The following is a 21,591-nucleotide window of genomic DNA, read 5'->3' as shown; positions in this document are numbered from 1 at the left end:
AAAATTACACATCCGATGCGCTCGGGGTGCAGGTGCGTTAGCAGGACGTGGGGTGGTCCTGTGAACCGATTAAAAATCAGTCCAATGACAGATGCAGCTTGTCGAGCAGAGTGCGTTCAACTCGGATCATCTGTCCGAAATTCCACGAAATTACCAATAAAATGGACGCAGTGAAGATGAGTGAAATCGGATAGCTCTGTCCACTTTTCTTCAGGCTACTTACCAAAAACAAACGGACTCTTAGATTGTTCCGTTTCAAAATCAGGGCTGAGAGGGATACCTTTTCTTTCTTGGAGAAGCAAAATGGCAGTCAAACCTATGAGGCTTGCAGCTACTAGATAGATCGTAACCGCAACTGTTGTTCCCGTTGCATCTACTAAAGATGCTGCGATCATAGGTGCAAACGCGCCGCCGAGAATTGATCCAATGGCATAGGATACCGATACCCCTGATGCACGAATAGATGCTGGGTAGAGTTCAGCATACATGGCGGACTGGGCACCATAAGTTAGTCCTAGCCCTACAGTTAGAAAGATAAGCGCAACATAAAGAAGTCCTAGTGAAGCTGTGTCAACCAGTGGGAAGAGTATTCCAGCTCCAATTGCCTGAACGACGAATCCAATGAGGTACGTTCTACGCCTACCGATATAGTCGGACACCCAGCCGGCGAACAGGGTGAATATTAACCATGTGACGGCAGATAAAGTGACTGCGTTGAGCACATCACTGCGCTCAAAGGAAATGGGTCCTTCTGGGTTGGTAGCATAACTTTGAATATAGCCTCCTGCTGTCATATAGCCGACTGCTCCGTTGCCTGCAAATACCAGTGCAGCGACAAATACAAGAGGAAGATGCTGTTTGAAAAGAACGCCAATGGGATTCGGACGCTGATGCCCTTTGTTGTCTTCTATAACTTCGAAAACCGGCGATTCATCGACGCCGATTCTTACCAAGTAACCTACAACAACTAGCACGAAGGAAAGTAAGAAGGGGACTCGCCAACCCCACTGAAAGAATGCATCTCCGGGCGCGATTCTATCCATGATGGCCAAAACCCCGGAGGACATGAGCAGTCCGATGGGAACTCCAATTTGTGGTCCGGCACCGTAGAGGCCGCGCTTATGGTTCGGAGCATGTTCAACCGCTAGCAATACCGCTGATCCCCACTCGCCTCCAGCGGAAATCCCTTGAATAATGCGGAGAAAAATGAGCATAATGGGAGCCCATAGTCCTACCGTTTCGTAAGTGGGTAAGAGGCCGATTAAAGTGGTTGCGCCCCCCATTGAGAAAAGTGTGACCATGAGTACGATTCGTCGACCGTAGCGATCTCCATAGTAGCCCGCTAAAAACGCACCGAGGGGCCGAAACAAAAACGATAGTCCCACAGAAGCGAAAGACACAATGCTGGCCAAACTTCCGGTTAAGGGAGAAAACATTACTTGGTTAAAAACGAGTCCGGCTACTGCAGCGTATAGGAAATAGTCGTACCATTCGATCGCTGTACCGATCGTGGTTGCAGCTACTACACGTCGCATTTCCTTGGGAGAGATCGCGGTGGGGCTCGAAGCATCCATCATGAAGATCCATTCAAATTGTAGAAATGAAGATTATCAGTAGATACTAATCGCACGACTCGTTTTGAGCCAAGATATGTGGGCGAATCTCGTTGACTTAGGACTGCTCAGCTTGAAGGAGTTCAGAGAATTTATAGGTTCCGGTTACGGCGGTGTCCTGCTCCATGAGATACATGCGCTTTACGGCAATGACGATCGCCTCCGCGATGTCATCGCGGCGGGATGGATTGGTGAGGATCTTTATATCCTCTGGGTTGGTCAAGTAGCCCAGCACGATCTGGATGACCGGCATCTGGGTTAGACGCAACAGGTCCCAGGTGCGGCCGTGGTTGCCGCAGTCCAGTAGCTCGGTGCGTGCGACAATTTCGCGTTGGATGAACCCGGAGAGGGTCTCACCAATGAGCGAGGAATTGCCTAGTTCGGAGCCGAAGTAAAAGGTGGCAACACCATTGGCCTTCTCATTGGGATAAGAATCGCAGGCCAAAGAAATCACAATGTCCGCGTCGAAGGCATTGGCTAGCTCGGCGCGGGACTTAACGTCCGCATCGGAGGTCCGAGGACGGGAGATGATGGTCTCCATGCCGGCGGCAATCATGCGTCCTTCGATGCGCTGGGTGAGATCCCACAGGATTTCCTGCTCAGAAATATCCCCGAAGCGGCCCTTGACCAGTTGGCCGGCTTCGCCACCGCTCAAGGCGGGATCGATCACGACGCGTTTGCCCGCCAGCTTAGGGCCGGCGTTGCGCACGCGTTCGCGCTCCTGAATATTGTGCGCGGAGCCGCCGGTGATGCGGCGGCCGAGCAGTCCCAGGGCGCGAATGGTGGCGGGGCCGCACACACCATCTTCTTGCAGGCCACAGTTGTGCTGGTATTCCTTCAGTGCTGCGTGAGTATTGGTGCCGAAGTGGCCGTCTACTCGCTGCTGGTAGAAGCCCAGCTCCTGCAGCTGCTGCTGCAGCTGAGAGATATCGTCTCCCACTAGCTCATTTGCAGGCTCATAGCTAAGTACTCGGCTGCCCAGCGTGTACGAGGCTTGGCGTAGTTCGCGCAGGGTGAGATCATCGATCTCGCCCGTGGGCACGATGCCACGCGATTGCTGGAAGGCCTTGAGGGCCTCAGACAAATTGGCATCAAAGCTCTTGTCGCTCTCGGAGTACTTCTGCTTCTTCCACGCAGAAAGTTCCCCCTTGAAATCTGACAAGAGGCCGAGACGGGCCAAGGTGGCGCGAGCCTCAGCTACACGCACACTTGTATCGCCGACTCGAAGAACGCGATTCACGCCTTATACCCCTTTCACAGCCCGCTTTAGTTTGGGCCGCATTCCAGAATTTCTACACGCTTAATCTAATAGAAATTAGATTAACAGTTACAGCTGCTTTTTCACTTGCGCCACGATGTCATCTTTAGAACGCAGACCAACAAATTCATCTACCTTCTCGCCGTGGTTGAAAATCAGCACGTTAGGGATGGACATGATCTGGAACATGGCGCCTAAGTTGCGCTCTTCATCGACGTTGACCTTGGCAATGGTGACCTCGCCGTCCAGCTCCTCCGCTACCTCTTCCAGGATGGGGGAAAGCTTCTTGCAGGGGCCACACCATTCGGCCCAGAAGTCGACGACGACGGGCTTATCGGATTCGATGACGTCCTTACGGAACGTATCGGTGGTTACTTTCTTGACGTTGCTCATACTGATTTAACGGCTTTCTGCGAGAAAATGTTCCGCATCAATTGCCGCGCGGCAACCGGAGCCGGCTGCGGTAATTGCCTGCTGGTAATGGTCATCTACCAAGTCGCCGCAGGCGAAAACGCCTGGCAGGGAGGTCTTGGTGGAGGGTTGTTCAACTACAACATAACCGTTGTCATTCAGCTCGACCTGATCATTGAGGAAGGACGAGCGCGGATCATGGCCAATTGCTACGAACATGGCAGTTACGTCCAAGGTAGAGGTCTCGCCATTGGTGACGTCCTTGAGCTTGAGGCCGCCGACCTTGCCATCGGCATCAATGACCTCCTCGACGACTTTATTGGTTTCCCACTTAATCTTCTCGTTGGCCTGGGCGCGCTCCAGCATGATCTTGGAGGCGCGGAAGTTCTCGGAGCGATTCACAATGGTGACAGAGTCGGCGAACTTGGTGAGGAAGGTTGCTTCCTCCATGGCGGAGTCGCCGCCGCCGATAACCGCAATATTGTGGTCCTTGAAGAAGAAACCATCGCACGTAGCGCAGGTAGAAACGCCGCGGCCGGTAAGTTCTTCCTCACCTGGAACGCCAAGGTGGCGCGGGGCGGCACCGGTGGCGAGGATGACGGCGCGGGCCTCGAAGAGCTCGTCACCCACGTGCAGCTTTTTAATATCGCCTTCCAGCTCTACGGAGTCAACGACTTCCATGCGCAAATCCGCACCGAAGCGGATAGCTTGGGCGCGCATTTCCTCCATGAGCTCTGGGCCCATGATGCCCTTTTGGAAACCGGGGTAATTTTCTACCTCGGTAGTATTCATAAGCTCGCCGCCGTACTCGAAGCCCTCGAAGACAATCGGGTTGAGCTCAGCGCGTGCTGCGTACAGCGCGGCGGTATAACCGGCAGGGCCGGAACCTACGATGGCAACATCGTGGACGGTCATTGCTAACTCCCTTAAATCAGAGTGTGGTTTCGCGTAACGCCATGAGTCTACCCGCCACATTGCCAAACGTCGGTATTAGCAAACTCACCCAATGGCAGCGCGTAGGACTTCCCGCGCTCGGGCGCAACGGGATTTAATGGTGCCGGGCTTTACCCCTTGGACGGTGGCGACTTCACCGACGCGGAAACCGGCGACGTCGGTAAGCACCAGCGCTTCACGCTGATCCTCACGCAGCAACTGCATGGCCTCGCGCACCGTCAGCTGCTCCGCTAGGTTTTCGGAAGGATTATGCGCGAGCAGCGGGTTGCGATCGTCTTCAAAGTCCTCCGTATCTAATGAAGCATTTTCCCTGTTCGAGCGATGGTTGAGGTAGTCATAGCCAGAGTTTTTCACTAGCCGGTGGAGCCAAGTCGATAGCGCGGATTCGCGGCGATAAGAGTGCAGGTTGCAGCTGGCGCGCAGGAAGGCTTCCTGGACCACATCTTGGGCATCGTGCTCGTTTCTGGTGTAGCGCCGTGCCACGGTGGTCAGCCGCGTGCGGTGGCGTTCCACGATGGTGGAAAAGGCTTTATTATCCCCCTCAATAAAGGCATCAACTAGTTCTTCGTCACTGCGATTATGGCTCAGTGTCATATGTAGATTCCCCCCGGATCAACAACTGTTAAACACAGTGTGACCCGAGGGGAAGCAGAGCGCGAACGCAGGACGGTACAGTCTATTGACCAGCCCGCACGCGTAGGGTGCGCCGCAGGTTATCCCGGCATTCCAGGAGAACGCGGCGCAGCGCTCCTGGCAGCTCACGGTGCAGCAGGCGCGTAGTGGCGTCATCGGCCATGGGCAGTTCCGGGTAAAAGCCGCGGATGAGCCGGTTGGCAATCTCGATGGGGTGCGCGGCCCAGATATCTTCCACGCGGGAGAAGAATTCCTCCGCAAAGGCCTCCTGTAGCGCAGAAGAGCGCGGAGCATTGAATCCGGCGACGAGCGCGTCTACCTCGGCATTGGAGTAAGCACCCGGCGTGAGCGCCTTATCGAAGGCGGCACGCTTGGTCTCTGGCGTGGGGAAGGCATGGCTAGCGCCCAAGAATTCCGTAGCACCGGTGAGCGTATTATCGTGCTGCCTTTCCCCTTCCAGCTCGGCTGGTGTCACAGCAGCGCGGGCGGCGAGTGCATGCAGGATGGACCAGCGGATTTCAGGATCGAGGCGCAGTTCGGCAACCTCACCGGCAAGTAGGGCCCTCAGGCGTTCGGTGCCGGATTCCTCCGGCGTTGCGGCCAGGGCGCGGATAGCAGCGCGAGCGAGCACGAGCTGAGCATCCGAGGCAGGTTCGGCCTTTGCCAGGTGGCCCCAGATTGCCTCGGCATAGTCGGCGCGGAGCTGCTCTCGGTCAGCATCTGCACCATAGTGCGCGATGGCAAAATTGGCATTGGCGCAGGCAGCAGCCAGCAATGTGGCATTGGTCTCGAAAGCCTCATGCTTGACGACGTCCCCCACATAGTCAACCACCGACAGTTCCCCATCGCGGGTGAGGTTCCACAGGGCGGTCCAGATGATCGCGCGGGTGAGATCATCTTCGAATTCGGTCAGGCGGTTCCTTGCCGTATCTAGCGAGGCTTCGTCGAAGCGGATCTTGGCGTAGGTATGGTCGGCGTCGTTAAGCAGCAGCAATGCCGGAGCCGGAAGGCCGGCCGCCTCATCGATGATGGTGCGGGTGGTGCCATCGCCGGCGGGGAGATCGATGTCGATTTCGCGATACTTGTGTAAGTCGGCATCAAAAAGCGAGGCGGTCAGGCGGTGCGGCCGGCAGACGTCCTCGGCTTCTGCAAGGATGGCCAGCTCCGCAATCTTCTCGCCTTCGGTGTGCAGCTCCGGTGTGAGCGTATCTGGGCCCCACGTGCGCAGCCAGGCCTGCGACCAGGCATCAAGATCGCGGTCCGTGTGCTTTTTTAGCGCCTTCAGGAGGTCATCAAAGGTGGCGGCGGCGAAGGCGTGTTCTTGGAAGTAGTCGCGCGCCCCAGCGTAGAAATTATCGCGACCGACATAGTGCACCAGTTGCTTAAGCACCGCCGCGCCCTTGGCATAGGTGATGCCGTCGAAATTCTGGCGCGCGGCATCCACATCTGGGATTTCCGCCTTGATTGGGTGCGTGGTGGGCAGCTGATCCTGCAGGTAGGCCCAATTCTTGCGGGCGCCGGCAAAGTTGGCCCAGGCCTCGCTGTACTCGGTGCCGTGCACGGAAGAGTCCGCGCCCATAAACTCCGCGAATGACTCCTTGAGCCATAGATCATCCCACCACTGTGGCGTAACCAAGTCGCCGAACCACATATGGGACATCTCGTGCAGGATGGTATTCGCGCGGCCGGCATGCTGCGCGCGGGTGGCGTGGGAGCGGAAAATGTAGTTTTCCGTGAAGGTCACCAAACCGGGATTTTCCATCGCGCCGAGATTGTATTCGGGCACAAAGATGGAATCGTACTTGCCCCACGGGTAGGGGTAGCCAAAGTTCTGGTGGAAAAAGTCCATGCCCTGGGCAGTAAGGTCCAAGATTTCTTCGTCGAGGTACTCAAACATGGACGCGCGAGCAAAGGCGCGCAACTGTGCCGAGTGGCTGCCATCCGGGGCGGTCCACGCACGCTCTTGATACTTATAAGGGCCTGCCGCAAAAGAAGTCAGGTAGGTCGACAGCGGCGGCGTCGGCGCGAAGGTGACGGTGGCGAGATTGTCATCCTCACTGCGCTCGACTTCTGGTTGGTTAGAGAGGATCTGCCACTGCTTCGGTGCGGTCATGCGCACGTGGAAGATGGCCTTGAGATCTGGCTGCTCTAGGCAGGGGAAGATGCGGCGAGCATCGGAAGGCTCGAGGTGTGAGTACAGGTAGGTCGCGTCATCGGCCTGATCGTGCATGCGATGCAAACCCTGGCCGGTGCGCGAATAGCGGGAGTGGCTGGTGACCTCGATGGTCAGCTCCTCGCCTACCGGCACGCCGTGCAGCTGGATGATGCTGCCATCAAAGTCCACCTCCTGCGGGGTGCCATTGACCTTTAACTCCGCGACCGATTCGCCCAGGTAATCCAGGAAGAGCTCGGGCTCATTGCTGGTCAGCTCGAGGCGGGTAGTCACGCGGTAGGTGGGGCTATCGAGTACCTCCGAAAGATCGAGGTGGAGGTGATAGGCGCGCAGGTCCACCGCCGCTGCGCGTTCTTGGAGCAACTCGTGCTGCGTCTTATTTTGTGGTGCGGTCATACTTAGGAACTATAGTTACCGCCGTCACGCAGGGTGAGGGGTTGGGGTCCTAAGCTCCGCTGCCTTCTAGGAGCAAAATACCCAGCGGGTATTGGGACCTCGCTGTGGACCTGTTAGATCAGTTTTTGCCGTCTCGCACTCTTCAAGTGGCGCAAGATGTCAGTGGCCATCAGCAAGCGTTACACCACACTGAGGGATGCAACCACTGCGCTGTCACTCTTTTGCCTATTTGGTATTTACAGTCTCTTTATTTTTAGCTGACCGATTTCAGTAATCTAACCAAGAACAGGATTAGGAAAATAATCCCGCAGGCTGTAGCGGCAATGAACATCTGTTGAGCTTGCTCAAGCAGCCGTGTGGCCTCGTCCAATGCTTCTTCAGCGTGAATATAGGTCAGTGCATTGTGGGTTGCATTAAATCCGATGGCGAATCCTACGCAAGTTATTAGCAACGCTGTCAGCTCGAGCAGCTGAAGAAGTAGTTTCATCTGTTTAACCTATCTGGTGGCACTGCTCACTCCGGAACTTACCAGCGATGTACAAGCGCGCACATTGCTGCGAACCTGATTTTACATAAACATTATGTGGTCCATTGTCGGCCACGGCTCCAAAAACCCAACCTGTGTGGGTTTTGCCGACAAAAGTTCGGTGGATTTGTGCCCCGGTGCGGTTTTGATAGTCGACTCGCTAGTTACAAATAGTCGAAGGTGCTCGATACTGCACCCCTTCATTCTCAATATGGTCCCGAGAGCCGATTATCCTGTGGTGACTTTGAAATTGTTTCCTTTATAGGTGAAGAAAAGCCCGTTGATTGGCTGATATCCAGAGGCGCTGAGGGGCTGAAATGCCTTCCAAAGGGTAAGAAGTGGCTGTACCGCTATACCGGAAGACGTAGGAAAAGCCCGCAGCCAGAAGGTGGCTGCGGGCTTGGAGAAGCTTAATGCTTCTAGTGTGTCTGGGGCTACGGGCCTACTGCTTGATGGCAGAAACCTCGAGCTCAATCTTGATCTCCTCGGAGACCAGCACGCCGCCGGTCTTCAGTGGAGCGTTGAAGTCGATGCCGAAGTCCTTGCGGTTGATCTTGGTGGTTGCTTCGAAGCCTAGGCGGGTATTGCCAAAGGGGTCCTCGGCGGTAGCAACATCTTCCACGTCAAGGTCGACGGACTTGGTGGTGCTCTTGATGGTGAGGCCACCGGTAACGGTGCCGTTGCCATTCTCATCAACGTTGAGGTTGGTGGCCTTGAAGGTGATCTCTGGGTACTGCTCTACCGCGAAGAAGTCCTCGTTCTTTACGTGGGTATCGCGGTCATCGTTGCCAGTGGAGATGGATGCGGTACGGATGGTGGCCTGAGCGTTGGACTCAGCGATGTTCTCGGCCACGGTAATGGTGCCTTCAAAATCTGCGAAGTTGCCGCGGACCTTGGTCACCATTGCGTGCTTAGCGACGAATCCGATAACGGTGTGGGCTGGGTCAAGTGCGTAGGTACCTGCTGCGAGGGACATGATGAATACTCCTAAGGTTGTTGCTTGCGTTACGTCCCACAGTGTACGTGCTACTCCTAAATAGTCAACACTTGAAGTAAAAAATTTCAGAATATGCAGGTTATGGAGTTTTTGGGCGAAGAAAAATAAAAATATGGCCGAACTGAAGGGAGTTTTCCTCAGTTCGGCCGTCATTTCATGGACCACAACTTAGGTCCATATAACTGGAATTTTCCTAGGGCTGCCCGACGAGCCCAATGTCTGTGATGGTTGCCTTATTGGACTTGGGTAGCTCGGTGATCATGAGCAGCAGCCCATCGAATTGCTCAGGGGTTTTCTCCAGCTCGATATCTTCCTTGCCGTTTTTGAATTTGCCTCTTGCCAGTTGGTACAGAGAGCCGGCCTGTGGGTTCTCCGGGTTGAAGCGGTCACGGTTAACGCCATAGACGGCGTACTTTGCCCCAGTGGAATTGGATTGCACCACCGGCAAGACTGCGAAGTGCGTTGGCGAATCCACAGTGACGAGGACGCCGGTATCTTCCTCTTCGGTGGACCAGGTGGTGGCCGTTTTGCCGTCGATAAGCGCAGCGTCGTCCTTGTTATCAGGGATGGTAACCGCAGAGGAAGGCTGGAGACGCACCGGCGGGGCATCCGGAATTTCAGTGCTGCCGTGGATGGTTTCGCTGACCGGGTTAGACGCCTCGACATCGCTTAGCAAGGACATGATCCAGGTGGTGAGCGCAGCCATTGCTACGACGAAGATGGTGGCGAAGATACCGATGACGATGACGCCGGAACCGGAATAACCGCGGCCGCCGAAGCCAGGCTCTTGGGCTGGATCATCCTCTTGAGCTGGTTCTTCTTCCGCCTTTACCGGCAAGGCCTCGGGTGCTTCCTTCGGCTCCTCCGGCGCGAAGTCGTGCAGGCGCTGAGCGATTCCGGCCAAGGTCAACGCCTTTGCCTCCTGCAGCTGTTCCATCTTTTCCTCGCGGCTATCCTCATCGGCACTATCGAGGGCAAAGTGCGCGTCCTCGACGCGCTGAGCGGCCTCGTCGGCCGAGAGGTTGGCATCTTCAGAAATATCGCGCAGCTTCTTCGGCGAAGGTTCCGTGGACTCCACGAGCAGCTCCAGGGCGGAGCTTAAAGCCTCGCGGTCGGTGGCGGCGGAGGTGCCATCCAACACGGCGGGGAAGGCCACCTTGACTACACCGTCGGTAGAAACGCGGAAACGGTCGCGGTGTTCTACTCCGAGGATGAGGCCGGCATCGTGGGCAGCGGCGGCGTCAGCAAATAGCGGCGCAGTAGCACGAGCCACAGAATGGGGGTCGAGGTTATCGGCCTCAGCCACCTGCTTGAGGGAGGTACCCTCAAACCAATCCGCCACCACCAGGCAGCCCGTGCGGTAAGACAGGACTTGGATATTATCCGCCACCGCATCGAGCTCTAGCTCGGCAAGGCGGCGGGTATTGCGCGAAATTTCTGCGGAGCGGCGGGCGGCAACTCCCGGAGTCGATGGCGCAATCGGCGCCAAGCTATTGGTATCAACGAACGTCAAGGCGACCAGGCGGCCGGTGGATTGCTCGCGGGCCTGCCAGAATTGTGCACCAGTGACCGCACCGTGATCTTGAAGCAGGCGGAAGCGACCATCTGATACCGGGGCACCCGGCACGAGGCGTGGTCCGCGGACGATACCGGCGGACATTGGTGGCGGTACCAGCGTGGCGTTGAAGGCGTCCTGGGAGAATACCGGCTGAATTTCCGGCACATCGGGTTCCTCCAACTCGATGGCCTTGGAAGAATCGACCTTGATGAAGCGGGACATGCCCGGGATACGCTGCAGGGCACGGGCCAGGTTCTGGACCTCTGGCAAGGAGGACTTAGCCAGCACCAGACCGGTGGCGATGAGGAAGATGACTCCGAGCACCGCGACCTTGATCAGCGAGACGATGGAGGGCAAATTCTCTGGCAGGAGGAAATTCACGCCCCTGTACAGCACCCAGGAGACGACCAAACCTACGAGACCGGCACCAGAAGCCCACAGCACGGTCTGCGTGACGGCCCTGCCGCCGAGGCTGCCGAGCTTGCGCTTGAGCAAGAAGCCACCGATGACCGCACCGGAGACGAAGCCAAAACCATTGGCCGTACCGAGCAAAATCACCACGCGGTCCGGGTTGGATGTCATCAACGGGGCCAAAAGCGTAAGGACGATCTTGGTCAGCGTGATGCCGGCGATGATGAAGGTCGGCGTCCAGGCTTCCTCGCGGGCATAGAATACGCGCAGATGCAGCAGCACCAAGGCATACGGGATGAGCGTGAAGGCGGAGAAGCTGATGGTCAGGCCAAGCTGCTCGGCGCTCTCGGCGCCGTAGGCACCGTATTGGAAGAGGGCCCGGGCGATTGGTACACCAAAGCCGGTCATGAAAATAACGATGGGAATAAGCGCGATGAAGGTCAGCTTTGAACCCAAGGTCAGATCGCGGACTACGGCATCAACATCGCCGTCGGCGGCGTTGCGGGACAGGCGCGGCATGATTGCCGTCAGCAGCGTCACGCCGATTACGCCATAGGGCACCTGCAGCATGAGCCAAGCATTCTGATAGACCAGCGGGGCGCCGGCATCCGCATAGGCGGCTACGCGGGAGGTGATCACATAGCCCAGCTGCGAGATAGCCACATAGGTAATGATGGCTAGAGCCATGCCACCGAATTGCTTGATGCGGGCATCCAAGCCCCACTTGGGGCGCAGGTTAATGCCAGCCTTTTTGAGGTACGGCAACAGGATGAGGCATTGCACCATCACCGCCGTGGTGGTGCCCAAGCCCAATAGCATGACGTGTGGATCGGCCACTGGCGTGGGATCATGCGGGTCGAGCTCGCCGGGCAGGAAGCGGTAAGCCAGCAGCACGCTAATGGAGATGACGTTATTGACTACCGGCGCCCACGCACCTGGACCAAAGATATTCTTGGTATTAAGAACGGCCTGGAAGAGGGCGAAGAGGCCGTAGAAGAGGATCTGCGGCAGCAGTAAGAAGGCCAGGGAGGTTGCCTGCACGGCATTGGCCTTGGAATCTTCCGGCAGCATCATCCTTGTTAAGAAGGGGGCGAGCACCACGGAAGCAATGGTGACTATGCCCAGGATGGAAAAGGCCAGGGTAAATAGCCGCCGGACAAAGGTCTCGCCGCGGTCCGTGTCTTCTTTTTCGGCGCGTACGAGGACGGGCACGACCAGAGAGGTCAGCACGGCACCCAATACGATCTCGGTGACGAGGTTGGGGATTTGGTTGGCGCTACTAAACGCGGTGCCCACCGTGGCGCCGAGGGTGGCGCCGATGAGCATCTGGCGCAGGAAGCCGGTGACGCGGGACAGCAGTGTCGCGATGGCCATTGTGCCCGTCGCGCGGATGACGTCTTGATTGGATGATTCGTTCTCCGCATTGCGTCCGGTGAGTGCGGACTTGTCCTCTTCGGGAGGAACGGTGGTGTCCTGCACCGCGGGCGTGGGGCGCTTTTCTGGCACCGGAGCGGGAGGAGAGGCGCGGACGATGCGGCCGCGGGCACCCGCTGGGGCGGGGTGCTCTGCCGGCACGGCGGCATCCTTCGGGTCAACTACACCCGCAGGTGACTTCTCCACGTGTTCGGCCTCGCGGCCAGTCTTATCAGTCATAGAGGATACAACTTCAACTTACTTTTTAAGCCTTTGTGATTTTTTGCGCCGATGGCGGCCCAGCCGGAAGAGCGTGGCTAGAACCAGCGCAAGAGCGCCGGCTATGCCGACGCCATACACGCTTACGATACCGGCACGCGTTTGCACAGCGATACTGATCGGCTCTGAAATGGTTTGCTTTTCTGGGGTGGCAAGCCAGAGGCCGATGTCTGTGCGATCGACGTCCTTAGGCATATCAGCGGTCATGGATACAGTAATAGAGCCCTTGGCCGGAATACGGACACTCTTGGGCGTGTTGAGGCGCGCGCCATTGGGTGCATCGTATTGCAGCTTGGCCTCCACCGGTAGCGGAAGGCCATTTTCTGCCACGATGAGCAGTGGCGATGACTCGGATACGCGGGTATAAACATTGCCCGGTGGGATAAGCGCCACAGAAGATCGCAGATCCCGCAATGTATTCGAATGCACATCCGTGGTGTGCGTGAACCTTCGCCGCGCTTCAGCATTGCTGCCCAAGCTGTCGCGGTTGGTAAGCGAGAGCGCGGCTAGCAGATCCCGGCGCAAAGGCAGGACGAATTCATAGGGAGTCAGTGCGATATCTGGATCATCGACCATGATATTCATCAGCTCATCGGTATAGCGGGCCTGCTGCTCCACGCGGACGATATCGGATTCGGCGAAGGCGGCGGGATCACTAAAGGGACTGCCAGGCAGTGACCCCGGAGCGGCGGTCTTTTTCTTGAGGCTGCCGACGGTACGCGGATGGGACTGGCCGGAATTGATAAGCGCTTCGGCGGAGTCAAGCGCGTATTCGGCGGCGCTGGGATCCAGATAATTGGGCAAACGCGCCACGGTGTCATCGCTAGCGGCCAAGCTCAAGGCAGCACCGCCGGTGATGGCGCGGGAAAGTTCGGAATCGAGCGAGTAGTCGTAGCGCAGCTCCGGGTTGGAATAGCCCACCGTCTGTGGCTTGGAGCCGGTTTGGGCCAATAGGGCGCCCAGGGAGGCGTCGAAAGTCACGGCGTGGCCAGGCCACGAGGTATTATCAGCCACCAACGCGGGCTCGGGGAGCTGCTGGTCTACGTAGCCGGAGCCCACCGCGAGCACGGTAGTGGCCGGCTTGGTGCCGAGGATTCGCTCGATGGTGTGATTGCCGCGCTGCAGTCCTTCGTAGGTAAGGAAGGGATTATTCGCCTTGGCCACGGACGAGGCATTAGCGTTTGCCCACGGCATAGACATAAAACAATTGAGTTCCCGGAGGCGCTTGAGCCAGCGGGCGGCGTCTTCTTTGCCAGTGCCGGGTTCAAGGTGCACATCGTCATTATTATTGAACCACGAATCACGCAGGCGTTTAGGACGCTCCGCCTGAGCCGGGCGGTCCGAACCCACCTTATAGCCCTCCGCCATGCGGTTGACCGTATCTAAAAGTGCGGGATCGATGGCGACGCAGCCTGCTCCCCGCAGATCGTGGTCGGCGTAGGTGCTTAACAAGCGGTCGAGTCGACCGCCCTCGGCCAGTTCATCGGCTAGCTCATCAGAGGTGAGAATGAGCTCCTCTCCCCCAGTCCCGCCTGGCACCGCGTCAATATCAGCGCTGATGGGATAGACCACGGTGAGGTCGTGGGGCTTGGGATCCGAGGGGGCATCGCCAAGCGCCTGCTTCTTTCCCTGCACCTGGCCTATTAGGCGTTCTTCCGCAAAGCTGACCGCCTCGCCGCCAACAGTGCCGGTGAAGGTAAATAGCAGTGGATAGGCGCCGGGGTCTTCGATGGCTAGGGTCTGCTCGCCATGTAAGGAGGTGGGAACCTGAAAGGTGATCTCTCGGGATTCGCCGGGCTGCAGCGGTGCGGTGGTCGTGCTGGGCCCGTAATACGGGAATTCGCCGGTGGCCAGCTGTGTGCGGGCCTGCGCGGTATCCTCGACGGCATCGCCACGGCGGCTGGTGAGCTGGAGATCCTCCATGGCTTCATCGGTGGGATTGTGCACCCGGAAGGTAAGCTTCAGTTCCTTGCCCACTGCGAAGGGTTCGGCCGCAATGAGGTCGAGAGTGGCCCGCTCCGGCCCGCGCGCGCCCAACCATGCCTGGATATCCTGCTGTTTTTCCGCAGCCGAATCCATCTGCGCGGCGGCCTCTGGCAGCGGCAGGCACAACCCCCACCCCGCTACCGCCAGGCAGCCGCCCATGGCGGCCCAAGATTTCAGGCGTTGGCGCATTACCGTGGGGTCACTTTCCCCGCGGCGGCTTCCTTTCGTGCGAGATCGGGGAGGAGATCATGCGCGATGCGCGCCAATTTGCGCTCGTCGGCGTAGGCCAAATGCTCGATAAGCTCAGAGACGGGAATCCATGAGACCTCGGTGACCTCCGGATCCTCATCGTTCATGATGCCGTCTACAAAGCGCAGCAAGTGATGGTGCACTGTCTTATGGATGCGCACCCCATCAGAGACGAACCAATAATCAATCATGCCGAGGTCTGCAAAAACCTCACCGGAAATGCCGGTTTCCTCCCATACCTCGCGCTCAGCGGTGACTTCCTTGGCCTCGCCATTTTCCACGTGGCCTTTAGGCATGGACCATAGCAGGCGCCCGCGCCGGTCGAGGCGGCCGATGAGCGCCACATAAAGCCGGGAAAGATCTACCTGGCCAGTGGTATCGACGCATTCCGCCAAACCAGAGACAACAAGGCCGCCTGCGGAGGTTTCATCGCGGGTTTCCATGGCCGTGGATTGGCCATTGCCACCGCGGTAGGGCCTGCGCTGCTGGGTGCTGCGGCGCGCGCGATTATCCGGCCGGCGGCGCCGCCTGCGCCGAGACCGGTTACGGTTGCGGCCGCCTCCCTTAGAGGGGCCCTGTGCTTGGTTAGTCATCCCTGCCAATCGTAGTAGACTCTCACCCGTGAATTTTCAGGACACTCAGCTAATTGGCGTTCTTGCCCGCGCGGAATCCACCGTCTCCTCCCTCAGCGACCTGCTCGGCGGTTTGGTGGAGAAATTTGCCGCCCGTGGCTACTCGCTCTACCTTGTGGGCGGCTCTGTGCGCGATGCGCTTTTGGGCCGCTTGGGAAATGACCTGGACTTTACCACCCCGGCCCGCCCGGAAGTCGTTAAAGAGATCCTGGATGAGTGGGCCGAAACTGTGTGGGATACCGGCATCGACTTCGGTACCGTTTCCGCGGCCTATAAGGGCCAGCAGATTGAGATCACTACCTTCCGTTCCGATTCTTATGATGGCCAGTCCCGCAACCCGGAGGTGGTCTACGGTGACACCTTGGAAGGGGACTTAGTGCGGCGTGATTTTAAGGTCAATGCGATGGCCATTGAGCTGCTTACCGACGCCTCTTTTACCTTCCACGATCCCCTCCACGGCCTCCAGGATGTGGCCGACCGGGTGCTCGATACCCCCGATAAGCCGGAAATTTCCTTCCACGATGATCCTCTCCGCATGCTGCGGGCGGCGCGTTTTGCATCCCAGTTGGAATTCCGCGTGGCCGACCGCGTGGTGGATGCCATGCGGAATATGGCCGGCGAGATCCAGCGCATCACCGTAGAGCGCGTGCAGGTAGAGCTGGATAAGCTCATCTGCGGCACAGCGCCGTGGGACGGCATTGACCTGCTGGTCTCTACCGGAATCGCGGACTATATCTTTCCGGAAATCCCTGCATTGCACATGACCGCGGACGAACACGCGCAGCATAAGGACGTCTACGCTCATTCGCTGAAGGTACTAAGTCAGGCCATGGATCAAGAGGAAGATGGCCCGGACCTGGTGCTGCGCTGGGCGGCCCTCCTGCACGATATTGGCAAGCCGGATACCTTTGATAACACCGATGGCAAGGTCTCCTTTCACCACCACGAGGTGGTGGGCGCCAAGCTTGCCCGCAAGCGCCTGCGCAAGTTGAAATACCCCAAGGCCACCACGGAGGCCATCGGCCAGCTGGTGTACCTGCATATGCGCTTCCACGGGTTCGGGGAAAATCAGTGGACCGATTCTGCCGTCCGCCGCTATGTCACCGACGCCGGTGATCTCCTTCCCCGGCTGCATAAGCTGGTGCGTGCCGATTGCACCACCCGCAATGCTAAAAAGGCGCGCCGACTCCAGCGCACCTACGATCAACTTGAGGAGCGCATCGAAGAGATCGGCCGCAAGGAGGACCTCGCTCGCGTGCGACCGGATCTTGACGGCAATGAGATCATGGAAATCCTCGGTCTTAAGCCCGGCCCAGAGGTAGGCCAGGCATGGTCTTACCTCAAGGAGCTGCGCCTAGAGCACGGCCCCCTCGAGCGCGAGGAAGCGATTGCGAAGTTGCGCGAGTGGTGGGATTCTAAACAGTGATGTTTGCCGATAGATTATTCAACGCCCTCGAGCGCAATGACCCCGCCCCCGGCCAGCTGCTCATCGCTGCCCCGGGCATGCTTTCGCCGGAATTCGCCCGCTCTGTCATCCTCGTCATTGAGCACAATGACATGATGACCTTTGGCGTGGATCTGACTAAACGCTCCGAGGTAGCTATTTTCAATGTACTGCCGGAATGGCTTCCCGTGGTGGCTAAGCCGCAGGCGCTGTATATTGGCGGTCCGCTTAATCAGCAATCCGTTGTTGGCCTCGCCCAGACTAAACAGGGCGTCGATCCGGACAAACAAGATCGGCTCACCCGCCTCGCGCCGCGCTTGGCACACGTGGACCTGCGCGCAGACCCAGAAGAGATCGAGCCACTAGTTTCTGGCATGCGAATGTTTGCTGGCTATGCCGAATGGGGCCCGGGCCAGCTGGAGGAGGAAATCGAGGCCGGCGAATGGTTCGTCTCCCCTGCCCTTGCCCAAGACGTTATTACTCCAGGCCCGGCCGATCTCTGGGCCGATGTTATGAAACGTCAACCCATGCCGTTGCCGCTCTATTCCACATATCCAGTCAACGTGGAAGACAATTAATTCCTATCGCGCTGCAGGCAATGGGCTAGACTATCCCGCATGCGCGCGGATATTTCTCAAGGAATAAGAGATACCTGGGCCGCCGCGATCGGCCTTGTTCCACTCGGCCTAGCCTTCGGCTTACTCATGGACCAATCCGGTTTCAGCTGGTGGTGGACGCCGATTTTCTCCCTCGTCATCTACGCCGGCTCCATGGAATTCTTGGCCATTTCCATGGTTACTGGTGGGGCTTCCGCCTTTGCCTCGTTGGTTACCGGGTTCATGGTGAACTTCCGCCATATTTTCTATGGCCTCACCTTCCCCTGGCACCGCATTCATTCACGGGTGGGCCGGGCTTATTCCACATATGCGCTTACCGACGAAACCTATGCCATCGTTTCCTCTCTCTCCGCCGATGGCCGCCCGAGTGGGAGCCGCATCCTCACCATCCAAATCTTTTGCCAGGCCCTGTGGGTAGGCGGCGGCATCGTCGGTGCCCTCGCTGGCCAAGTGATTCCCCCTTCCGTGCAGGGCATGGAATTCGCTCTGGTTGCCCTTTTTGTCGTGCTGACTATGGAGTCCTTCCGCAATAACCAGGACTTTTCACTGCCGTTAAGCGCCGTGGTGGTGGGAACCCTCGCCGCTGCCTTCGCCCCAAGACAACTGCTCATGGTGGCGCTGATTGCCTACTTCATTTTGCTTCTTATCCGGTACGCTTCTCCTCGCGTCGATGCCGCTATTCGCTTGCGTCGCCGCGACGAGCCAACGAGTTGCCGGGAGGGGTGCTAATGCCCGCTGGCGTTACCCTTGCTTCTATCGCCGCGGTGTTGGTCCCAGTCGGCCTTATTACCGTTGTGCTGCGCCAGCTTCCTTTTTCCTTTGTGAAATGGATGAAGGATAGCCAGTTCTTTTCACTGCTGGGCATGATGATGCCTGTAGGTGTGATGACCATTTTGGTGGTTTATACCGTCCACGGGCAGACTGGTGCCCCGGGGGCATCTGGGCGGCTCTCCTCGGCGTGGTTGTAACCTTTCTGCTTCACCTGTGGAGGCGCGAGTCAGCGTTGTCCATTTTCGGAGGAACCGTCTTTTACATGCTCCTCGTTAACGTGGTCTTGTAGGTACCGTGGTTGACACCTAAAGGCCGAACTTGGCGGTAGCTTCGGACCACAGGGCGTCGAAGTGAGACGGGTCCACGTACTGGGCGCTAATGTCCGGGAAATCATCATAGGTATCCGGGTGCGGGACAACCTCCTGCGGCTGATCCACGTTTCCCGTGGAACTGGTCGGTGTGGCCACGCCGACTATGGCATCCGAGGGATCCAGAGCGATCATCCGGACCATTCGGCAGCTGCGCGCATCTTGCTCTTCCATTTCCGCCAAGTGGATTGCCGAGCCTACGCCGGGCACGGTTAGTTCAGTTCGTACGTATAGGTAATTCGCCATAGAACCTAAGTGTAGCTATGTGGTGGCATGCTGGGCGTAGCGGGCTGCCAGCCACGAACACATCATTAACTGGACCTGGTGGTAAATCATCAACGGCAGGATGAGTAGACCAAGGGATGTGCCGCCAGAAGCAAAGATAACCGAGGCCATGGGTAGCCCTGTGGCTAGTGATTTCTTCGATCCACAGAACTCGATGGCGACTGTATCGGCACGCTTGAATCCCAATTTCTCACTTACCTTCTTGGTGAGCCACAGCATGAAAGCAACGAAGATCGCCGCGAATGCGACAAGGAAAGCCAACTCCCATACGGAGAGGGAGGACCAAATTCCGTCCACCATGCCTTTGGAAAATGCAGAATACACCACCATGGCAATGGAGCCGCGGTCTACTATTTTGGTGGCCTTGCTTTGGGCGAATTTTCCAACCCAACGTCGAGTCAGCTGACCCAGAACGAAGGGAGCCAGCAACAGGAGGCCAATTTCTCCAAATACGGACGTGTCAATGTGGACCCCTCCCCCGGTTCCCATGAGAAGCATAACGAGTGCAGGGGTGATAAATACTCCAACCAAGTTAGAGGTGGACGCTGACACGATTGCGCCTGCAACGTTTCCCTTCGCGATGGAAGTGAAAGCAACCGAAGATTGCACGGTGGAAGGTACAAGTGTGAGAAATAAGATCCCCAGGTACATGTCGTGCGAAATGAATGCGGTAAGTGGCCGCAGCGCTATTCCTATGAGCGGGTAGATCACAAAAGTAAAAGCCAGGATTGTTAGATGTAGGCGCCAATGCTTCAGCCCATTGAGGGCCTCTTGCGTGGAGAGCCTAGCGCCGTACAAAAAGAAAAGTAACGCGATAGCAACGTTTGTTAGCTGGCCAAATACCGTGGCAAAGTCCCCACGGGCTGGTGCAATGACCGCAAGGGTGACCGCCAAGATGATGAGCACTATGAGGGGGTCGGGCTTCTTTAAACTCTGCAGCATTCTAAAAGTTTAAACCCGGCCCCTCCTTCTTCTCGGGAAATACTCGGGGCAAAAATATACCCTCTGTAGTTTCACGTGAAACCACAGAGGGAGGAATGCGCACTAGGCCGTAGTGACATTAGAGCCGTCTTGTTTAACTTCGTATTCTTCCAGGGGATCGCGGCCTGGTCCGGAGATTACGCTTCCATCGCTGAGGTCATAGGAGGTGTTATGTGCGGTGCAGGTGGCCGTCATGCCATCGATCTTGGTGATCGGATTGTGCTGGTGCGGACAGGTCTGGGAATAGGCCTTGAACTCACCTTCTTTCGGCTGAGTAAAAATGACGCCATCTACAATCTTTGCGGATCCGACCGGAATTTCCGTAGCTGCGATTTCCGCGGACGGAGAAGAACCACAGGCCGCTACGTAGGCACCTGCAAAGGTGGTAGCGGTACCAAGCAAGAAGATTCGGCGAGAGCACTTAGTCATGCCCCTAGTCTAGCCGGTCATGCGGGTCCATTGGGCGTCAGCTGTGTGGCCAATCGAATCCAAAGTTTCACGTGAAACACAGAAAGTTAGCTAATCAGATAGCCCTCCCATGTTTCAGGGAGACCACTAGGCGTAGGGGTGAGTTCATAGGTGCCAGATTCAATGCCTAAATCATCAACGATGCTATGTGCTGACTGCCCCTCCGCTACCGGTGTGGGTGTCGCCTCTTTGTGGCCTTGCTCGTTGTAAGCGCCAATGACAAAGGTCGAAGCGGCGATGGCTGCGAGGGCGGTGCTTTTCTTCATATGGATCATTTTGCCTAGCGTAGGTCTTTGATGCTCTTTACTCTCTAGGTTCCCCGGAAGCTTTACGCAATCTCCATCGTTATTAGCAGTAACGCGAATAGCGCGGTAAGTCAATTATTCGCAGAGCCTAGGGTTGCATGGTTCAATATGTTAAAAGGGGTGACGCGATATCGTAAGTGACTGAACAAGAAGATGTAATAAGCCTGACCCATAACGTCACTGTTACTATCGGAAAACATTCAGTGGTCTACGCAAGCGAAGGGGCATAGCTACAAAAATTCCCCCGCTGGATGGGCGTGATTCTTCTCCAGAGGGGGTGGTGGTGCAGCAGACGTTGCTATCTGTCAGATTCTCGTGCGGCGTGACGGAGTGCGTTGACATCGACCTGGGGTGCAGAAGCCGCGGCGGCCTCTTCCCCACCGCAACCCTCGGAACCACAATTGCAGGAATCCCCACAACCTTCTTCATTAGCGTGTGCCTGTTCGTAGAGGAACGCGGCACGAGAGCCGAGGTTGGAACCTACAGAAAGGGCGAGAACTGCCGCCACAAAGGTAAGAGCAGGAAGGAGCCACATCCAGCCCTCTGCGCTAAGTGCAACGATGCCACCGAAGACTAGGCAAACGCCGCTGAGGATCCAGAATGGACCAGCGATGCGGTGGGCGTTATCCCATGCTTCGCGAGATTTGCGGATCTCTTGAAGTCGCAAGCCAATGTAGTTGTTTCCGGGGAGGCGTTTGGTTGCGGCCATGGTACCCACAACGATGAGGAGGACGGCGAGGATTAAGAAGATGATTCCCACTGCGATCATGTACTCAGTTTAACCCTGTAGCGCTGAGATAAAAATTGTGCCTAGGCCGAGTGTTCTGTGGCTGTGTGCGCTCAGGTAGTATGCATTTAAGGTC

At 57.2% G+C, this 21,591-nt stretch carries 18 protein-coding genes and 2 pseudogenes; 4 read left to right on the top strand and 16 right to left on the bottom strand.

What is annotated here, in order from left to right; all coding sequences use genetic code 11:
* Positions 1-215: 215 nt before the first annotated feature.
* From L8V22_RS08685 to L8V22_RS08635, 11 genes and pseudogenes are all read right to left on the bottom strand, one after another.
* Positions 216-1,577: an MFS transporter gene (locus L8V22_RS08685; RefSeq protein WP_420839986.1), complete on the bottom strand. Its 1,362-nt coding sequence runs from the start codon at positions 1,575-1,577 to the stop codon at positions 216-218.
* Positions 1,578-1,671: 94 nt separating this feature from the next.
* Positions 1,672-2,853 (bottom strand): N-acetylmuramoyl-L-alanine amidase, encoded by a 1,182-nt coding sequence (locus L8V22_RS08680; protein ID WP_238801559.1) that lies wholly within the window; start codon positions 2,851-2,853, stop codon positions 1,672-1,674.
* An 87-nt stretch (positions 2,854-2,940) separates the two neighbouring features.
* The gene (trxA, locus tag L8V22_RS08675; protein ID WP_023020190.1) at positions 2,941-3,264 is read right to left on the bottom strand and encodes a thioredoxin; all 324 of its coding nucleotides are present in this window, start codon (positions 3,262-3,264) and stop codon (positions 2,941-2,943) included.
* Between the two features lie 6 nt (positions 3,265-3,270).
* The gene (gene trxB / locus L8V22_RS08670; RefSeq protein ID WP_238801558.1) at positions 3,271-4,197 is read right to left on the bottom strand and encodes a thioredoxin-disulfide reductase; all 927 of its coding nucleotides are present in this window, start codon (positions 4,195-4,197) and stop codon (positions 3,271-3,273) included.
* A gap of 84 nt (positions 4,198-4,281) precedes the next feature.
* Complete coding sequence (locus tag L8V22_RS08665) at positions 4,282-4,830, bottom strand: RNA polymerase sigma factor (RefSeq protein ID WP_238801557.1); 549 nt, start codon at positions 4,828-4,830, stop codon at positions 4,282-4,284.
* Positions 4,831-4,912: 82 nt separating this feature from the next.
* The gene (pepN, locus tag L8V22_RS08660) at positions 4,913-7,438 is read right to left on the bottom strand and encodes an aminopeptidase N (RefSeq protein WP_238801556.1); all 2,526 of its coding nucleotides are present in this window, start codon (positions 7,436-7,438) and stop codon (positions 4,913-4,915) included.
* 253 nt (positions 7,439-7,691) lie between these two features.
* Positions 7,692-7,925: a hypothetical protein gene (locus tag L8V22_RS08655; RefSeq protein WP_238801555.1), complete on the bottom strand. Its 234-nt coding sequence runs from the start codon at positions 7,923-7,925 to the stop codon at positions 7,692-7,694.
* 481 nt (positions 7,926-8,406) lie between these two features.
* On the bottom strand, positions 8,407-8,940 hold the full coding sequence (locus L8V22_RS08650) for a YceI family protein (protein ID WP_238801554.1): 534 nt from the start codon (positions 8,938-8,940) through the stop codon (positions 8,407-8,409).
* Positions 8,941-9,154: 214 nt separating this feature from the next.
* Positions 9,155-12,583, bottom strand: a complete 3,429-nt coding sequence (gene murJ, locus L8V22_RS08645; RefSeq protein WP_238801553.1) for a murein biosynthesis integral membrane protein MurJ — start codon at positions 12,581-12,583, stop codon at positions 9,155-9,157.
* An 18-nt stretch (positions 12,584-12,601) separates the two neighbouring features.
* The gene (locus L8V22_RS08640; RefSeq protein WP_238801552.1) at positions 12,602-14,797 is read right to left on the bottom strand and encodes a DUF6049 family protein; all 2,196 of its coding nucleotides are present in this window, start codon (positions 14,795-14,797) and stop codon (positions 12,602-12,604) included.
* A pseudogene (locus L8V22_RS08635) lies at positions 14,797-15,390 on the bottom strand (NUDIX hydrolase); the annotation flags it as partial. The pseudogene L8V22_RS08635 and the gene L8V22_RS08640, both read right to left, overlap by 1 nt.
* Positions 15,391-15,478: 88 nt before the next feature.
* Here L8V22_RS08635 and L8V22_RS08630 point away from each other — a divergent pair.
* From L8V22_RS08630 to L8V22_RS08615, 4 genes and pseudogenes are all read left to right on the top strand, one after another.
* Entirely contained in the window at positions 15,479-16,915 is a 1,437-nt protein-coding gene (locus L8V22_RS08630; protein WP_238801551.1) for a CCA tRNA nucleotidyltransferase, read from the top strand.
* A complete protein-coding gene (locus tag L8V22_RS08625) occupies positions 16,915-17,511 on the top strand; it encodes a YqgE/AlgH family protein (protein WP_238801577.1) in 597 nt (198 codons plus the stop codon). Before L8V22_RS08630 ends, L8V22_RS08625 begins: the two co-directional genes overlap by 1 nt.
* A 39-nt stretch (positions 17,512-17,550) precedes the next feature.
* Positions 17,551-18,279: an AzlC family ABC transporter permease gene (locus L8V22_RS08620; protein WP_238801550.1), complete on the top strand. Its 729-nt coding sequence runs from the start codon at positions 17,551-17,553 to the stop codon at positions 18,277-18,279.
* Positions 18,279-18,610, top strand: a pseudogene (locus L8V22_RS08615) (branched-chain amino acid transporter permease). Before L8V22_RS08620 ends, L8V22_RS08615 begins: the two are co-directional and overlap by 1 nt.
* 16 nt (positions 18,611-18,626) lie before the next feature.
* Here the strand turns inward: L8V22_RS08615 and L8V22_RS08610 are convergent.
* From L8V22_RS08610 to L8V22_RS08590, 5 genes are all read right to left on the bottom strand, one after another.
* Positions 18,627-18,935 carry a hypothetical protein gene (locus L8V22_RS08610; protein ID WP_238801549.1) on the bottom strand — a complete coding sequence of 103 codons (309 nt, stop codon included), beginning with the start codon at positions 18,933-18,935 and terminating at the stop codon, positions 18,627-18,629.
* Between the two features lie 15 nt (positions 18,936-18,950).
* The gene (locus L8V22_RS08605; RefSeq protein ID WP_269966463.1) at positions 18,951-19,916 is read right to left on the bottom strand and encodes a bile acid:sodium symporter family protein; all 966 of its coding nucleotides are present in this window, start codon (positions 19,914-19,916) and stop codon (positions 18,951-18,953) included.
* Between the two features lie 102 nt (positions 19,917-20,018).
* Positions 20,019-20,384: a Rieske (2Fe-2S) protein gene (locus L8V22_RS08600; protein ID WP_238801547.1), complete on the bottom strand. Its 366-nt coding sequence runs from the start codon at positions 20,382-20,384 to the stop codon at positions 20,019-20,021.
* Positions 20,385-20,470: 86 nt separating this feature from the next.
* The gene (locus tag L8V22_RS08595) at positions 20,471-20,689 is read right to left on the bottom strand and encodes a hypothetical protein (protein ID WP_238801546.1); all 219 of its coding nucleotides are present in this window, start codon (positions 20,687-20,689) and stop codon (positions 20,471-20,473) included.
* 337 nt (positions 20,690-21,026) lie between these two features.
* Positions 21,027-21,497 (bottom strand): SdpI family protein, encoded by a 471-nt coding sequence (locus L8V22_RS08590; protein ID WP_238801545.1) that lies wholly within the window; start codon positions 21,495-21,497, stop codon positions 21,027-21,029.
* Positions 21,498-21,591 lie beyond the last annotated feature (94 nt).

Source organism: Corynebacterium yonathiae (assembly GCF_027570195.1).
Classification (GTDB): Bacteria; Actinomycetota; Actinomycetes; order Mycobacteriales; family Mycobacteriaceae; genus Corynebacterium; species Corynebacterium yonathiae.
Note: the sequence above shows the minus strand (reverse complement) of the source record. Positions and strands in the feature narration are given on the sequence as shown.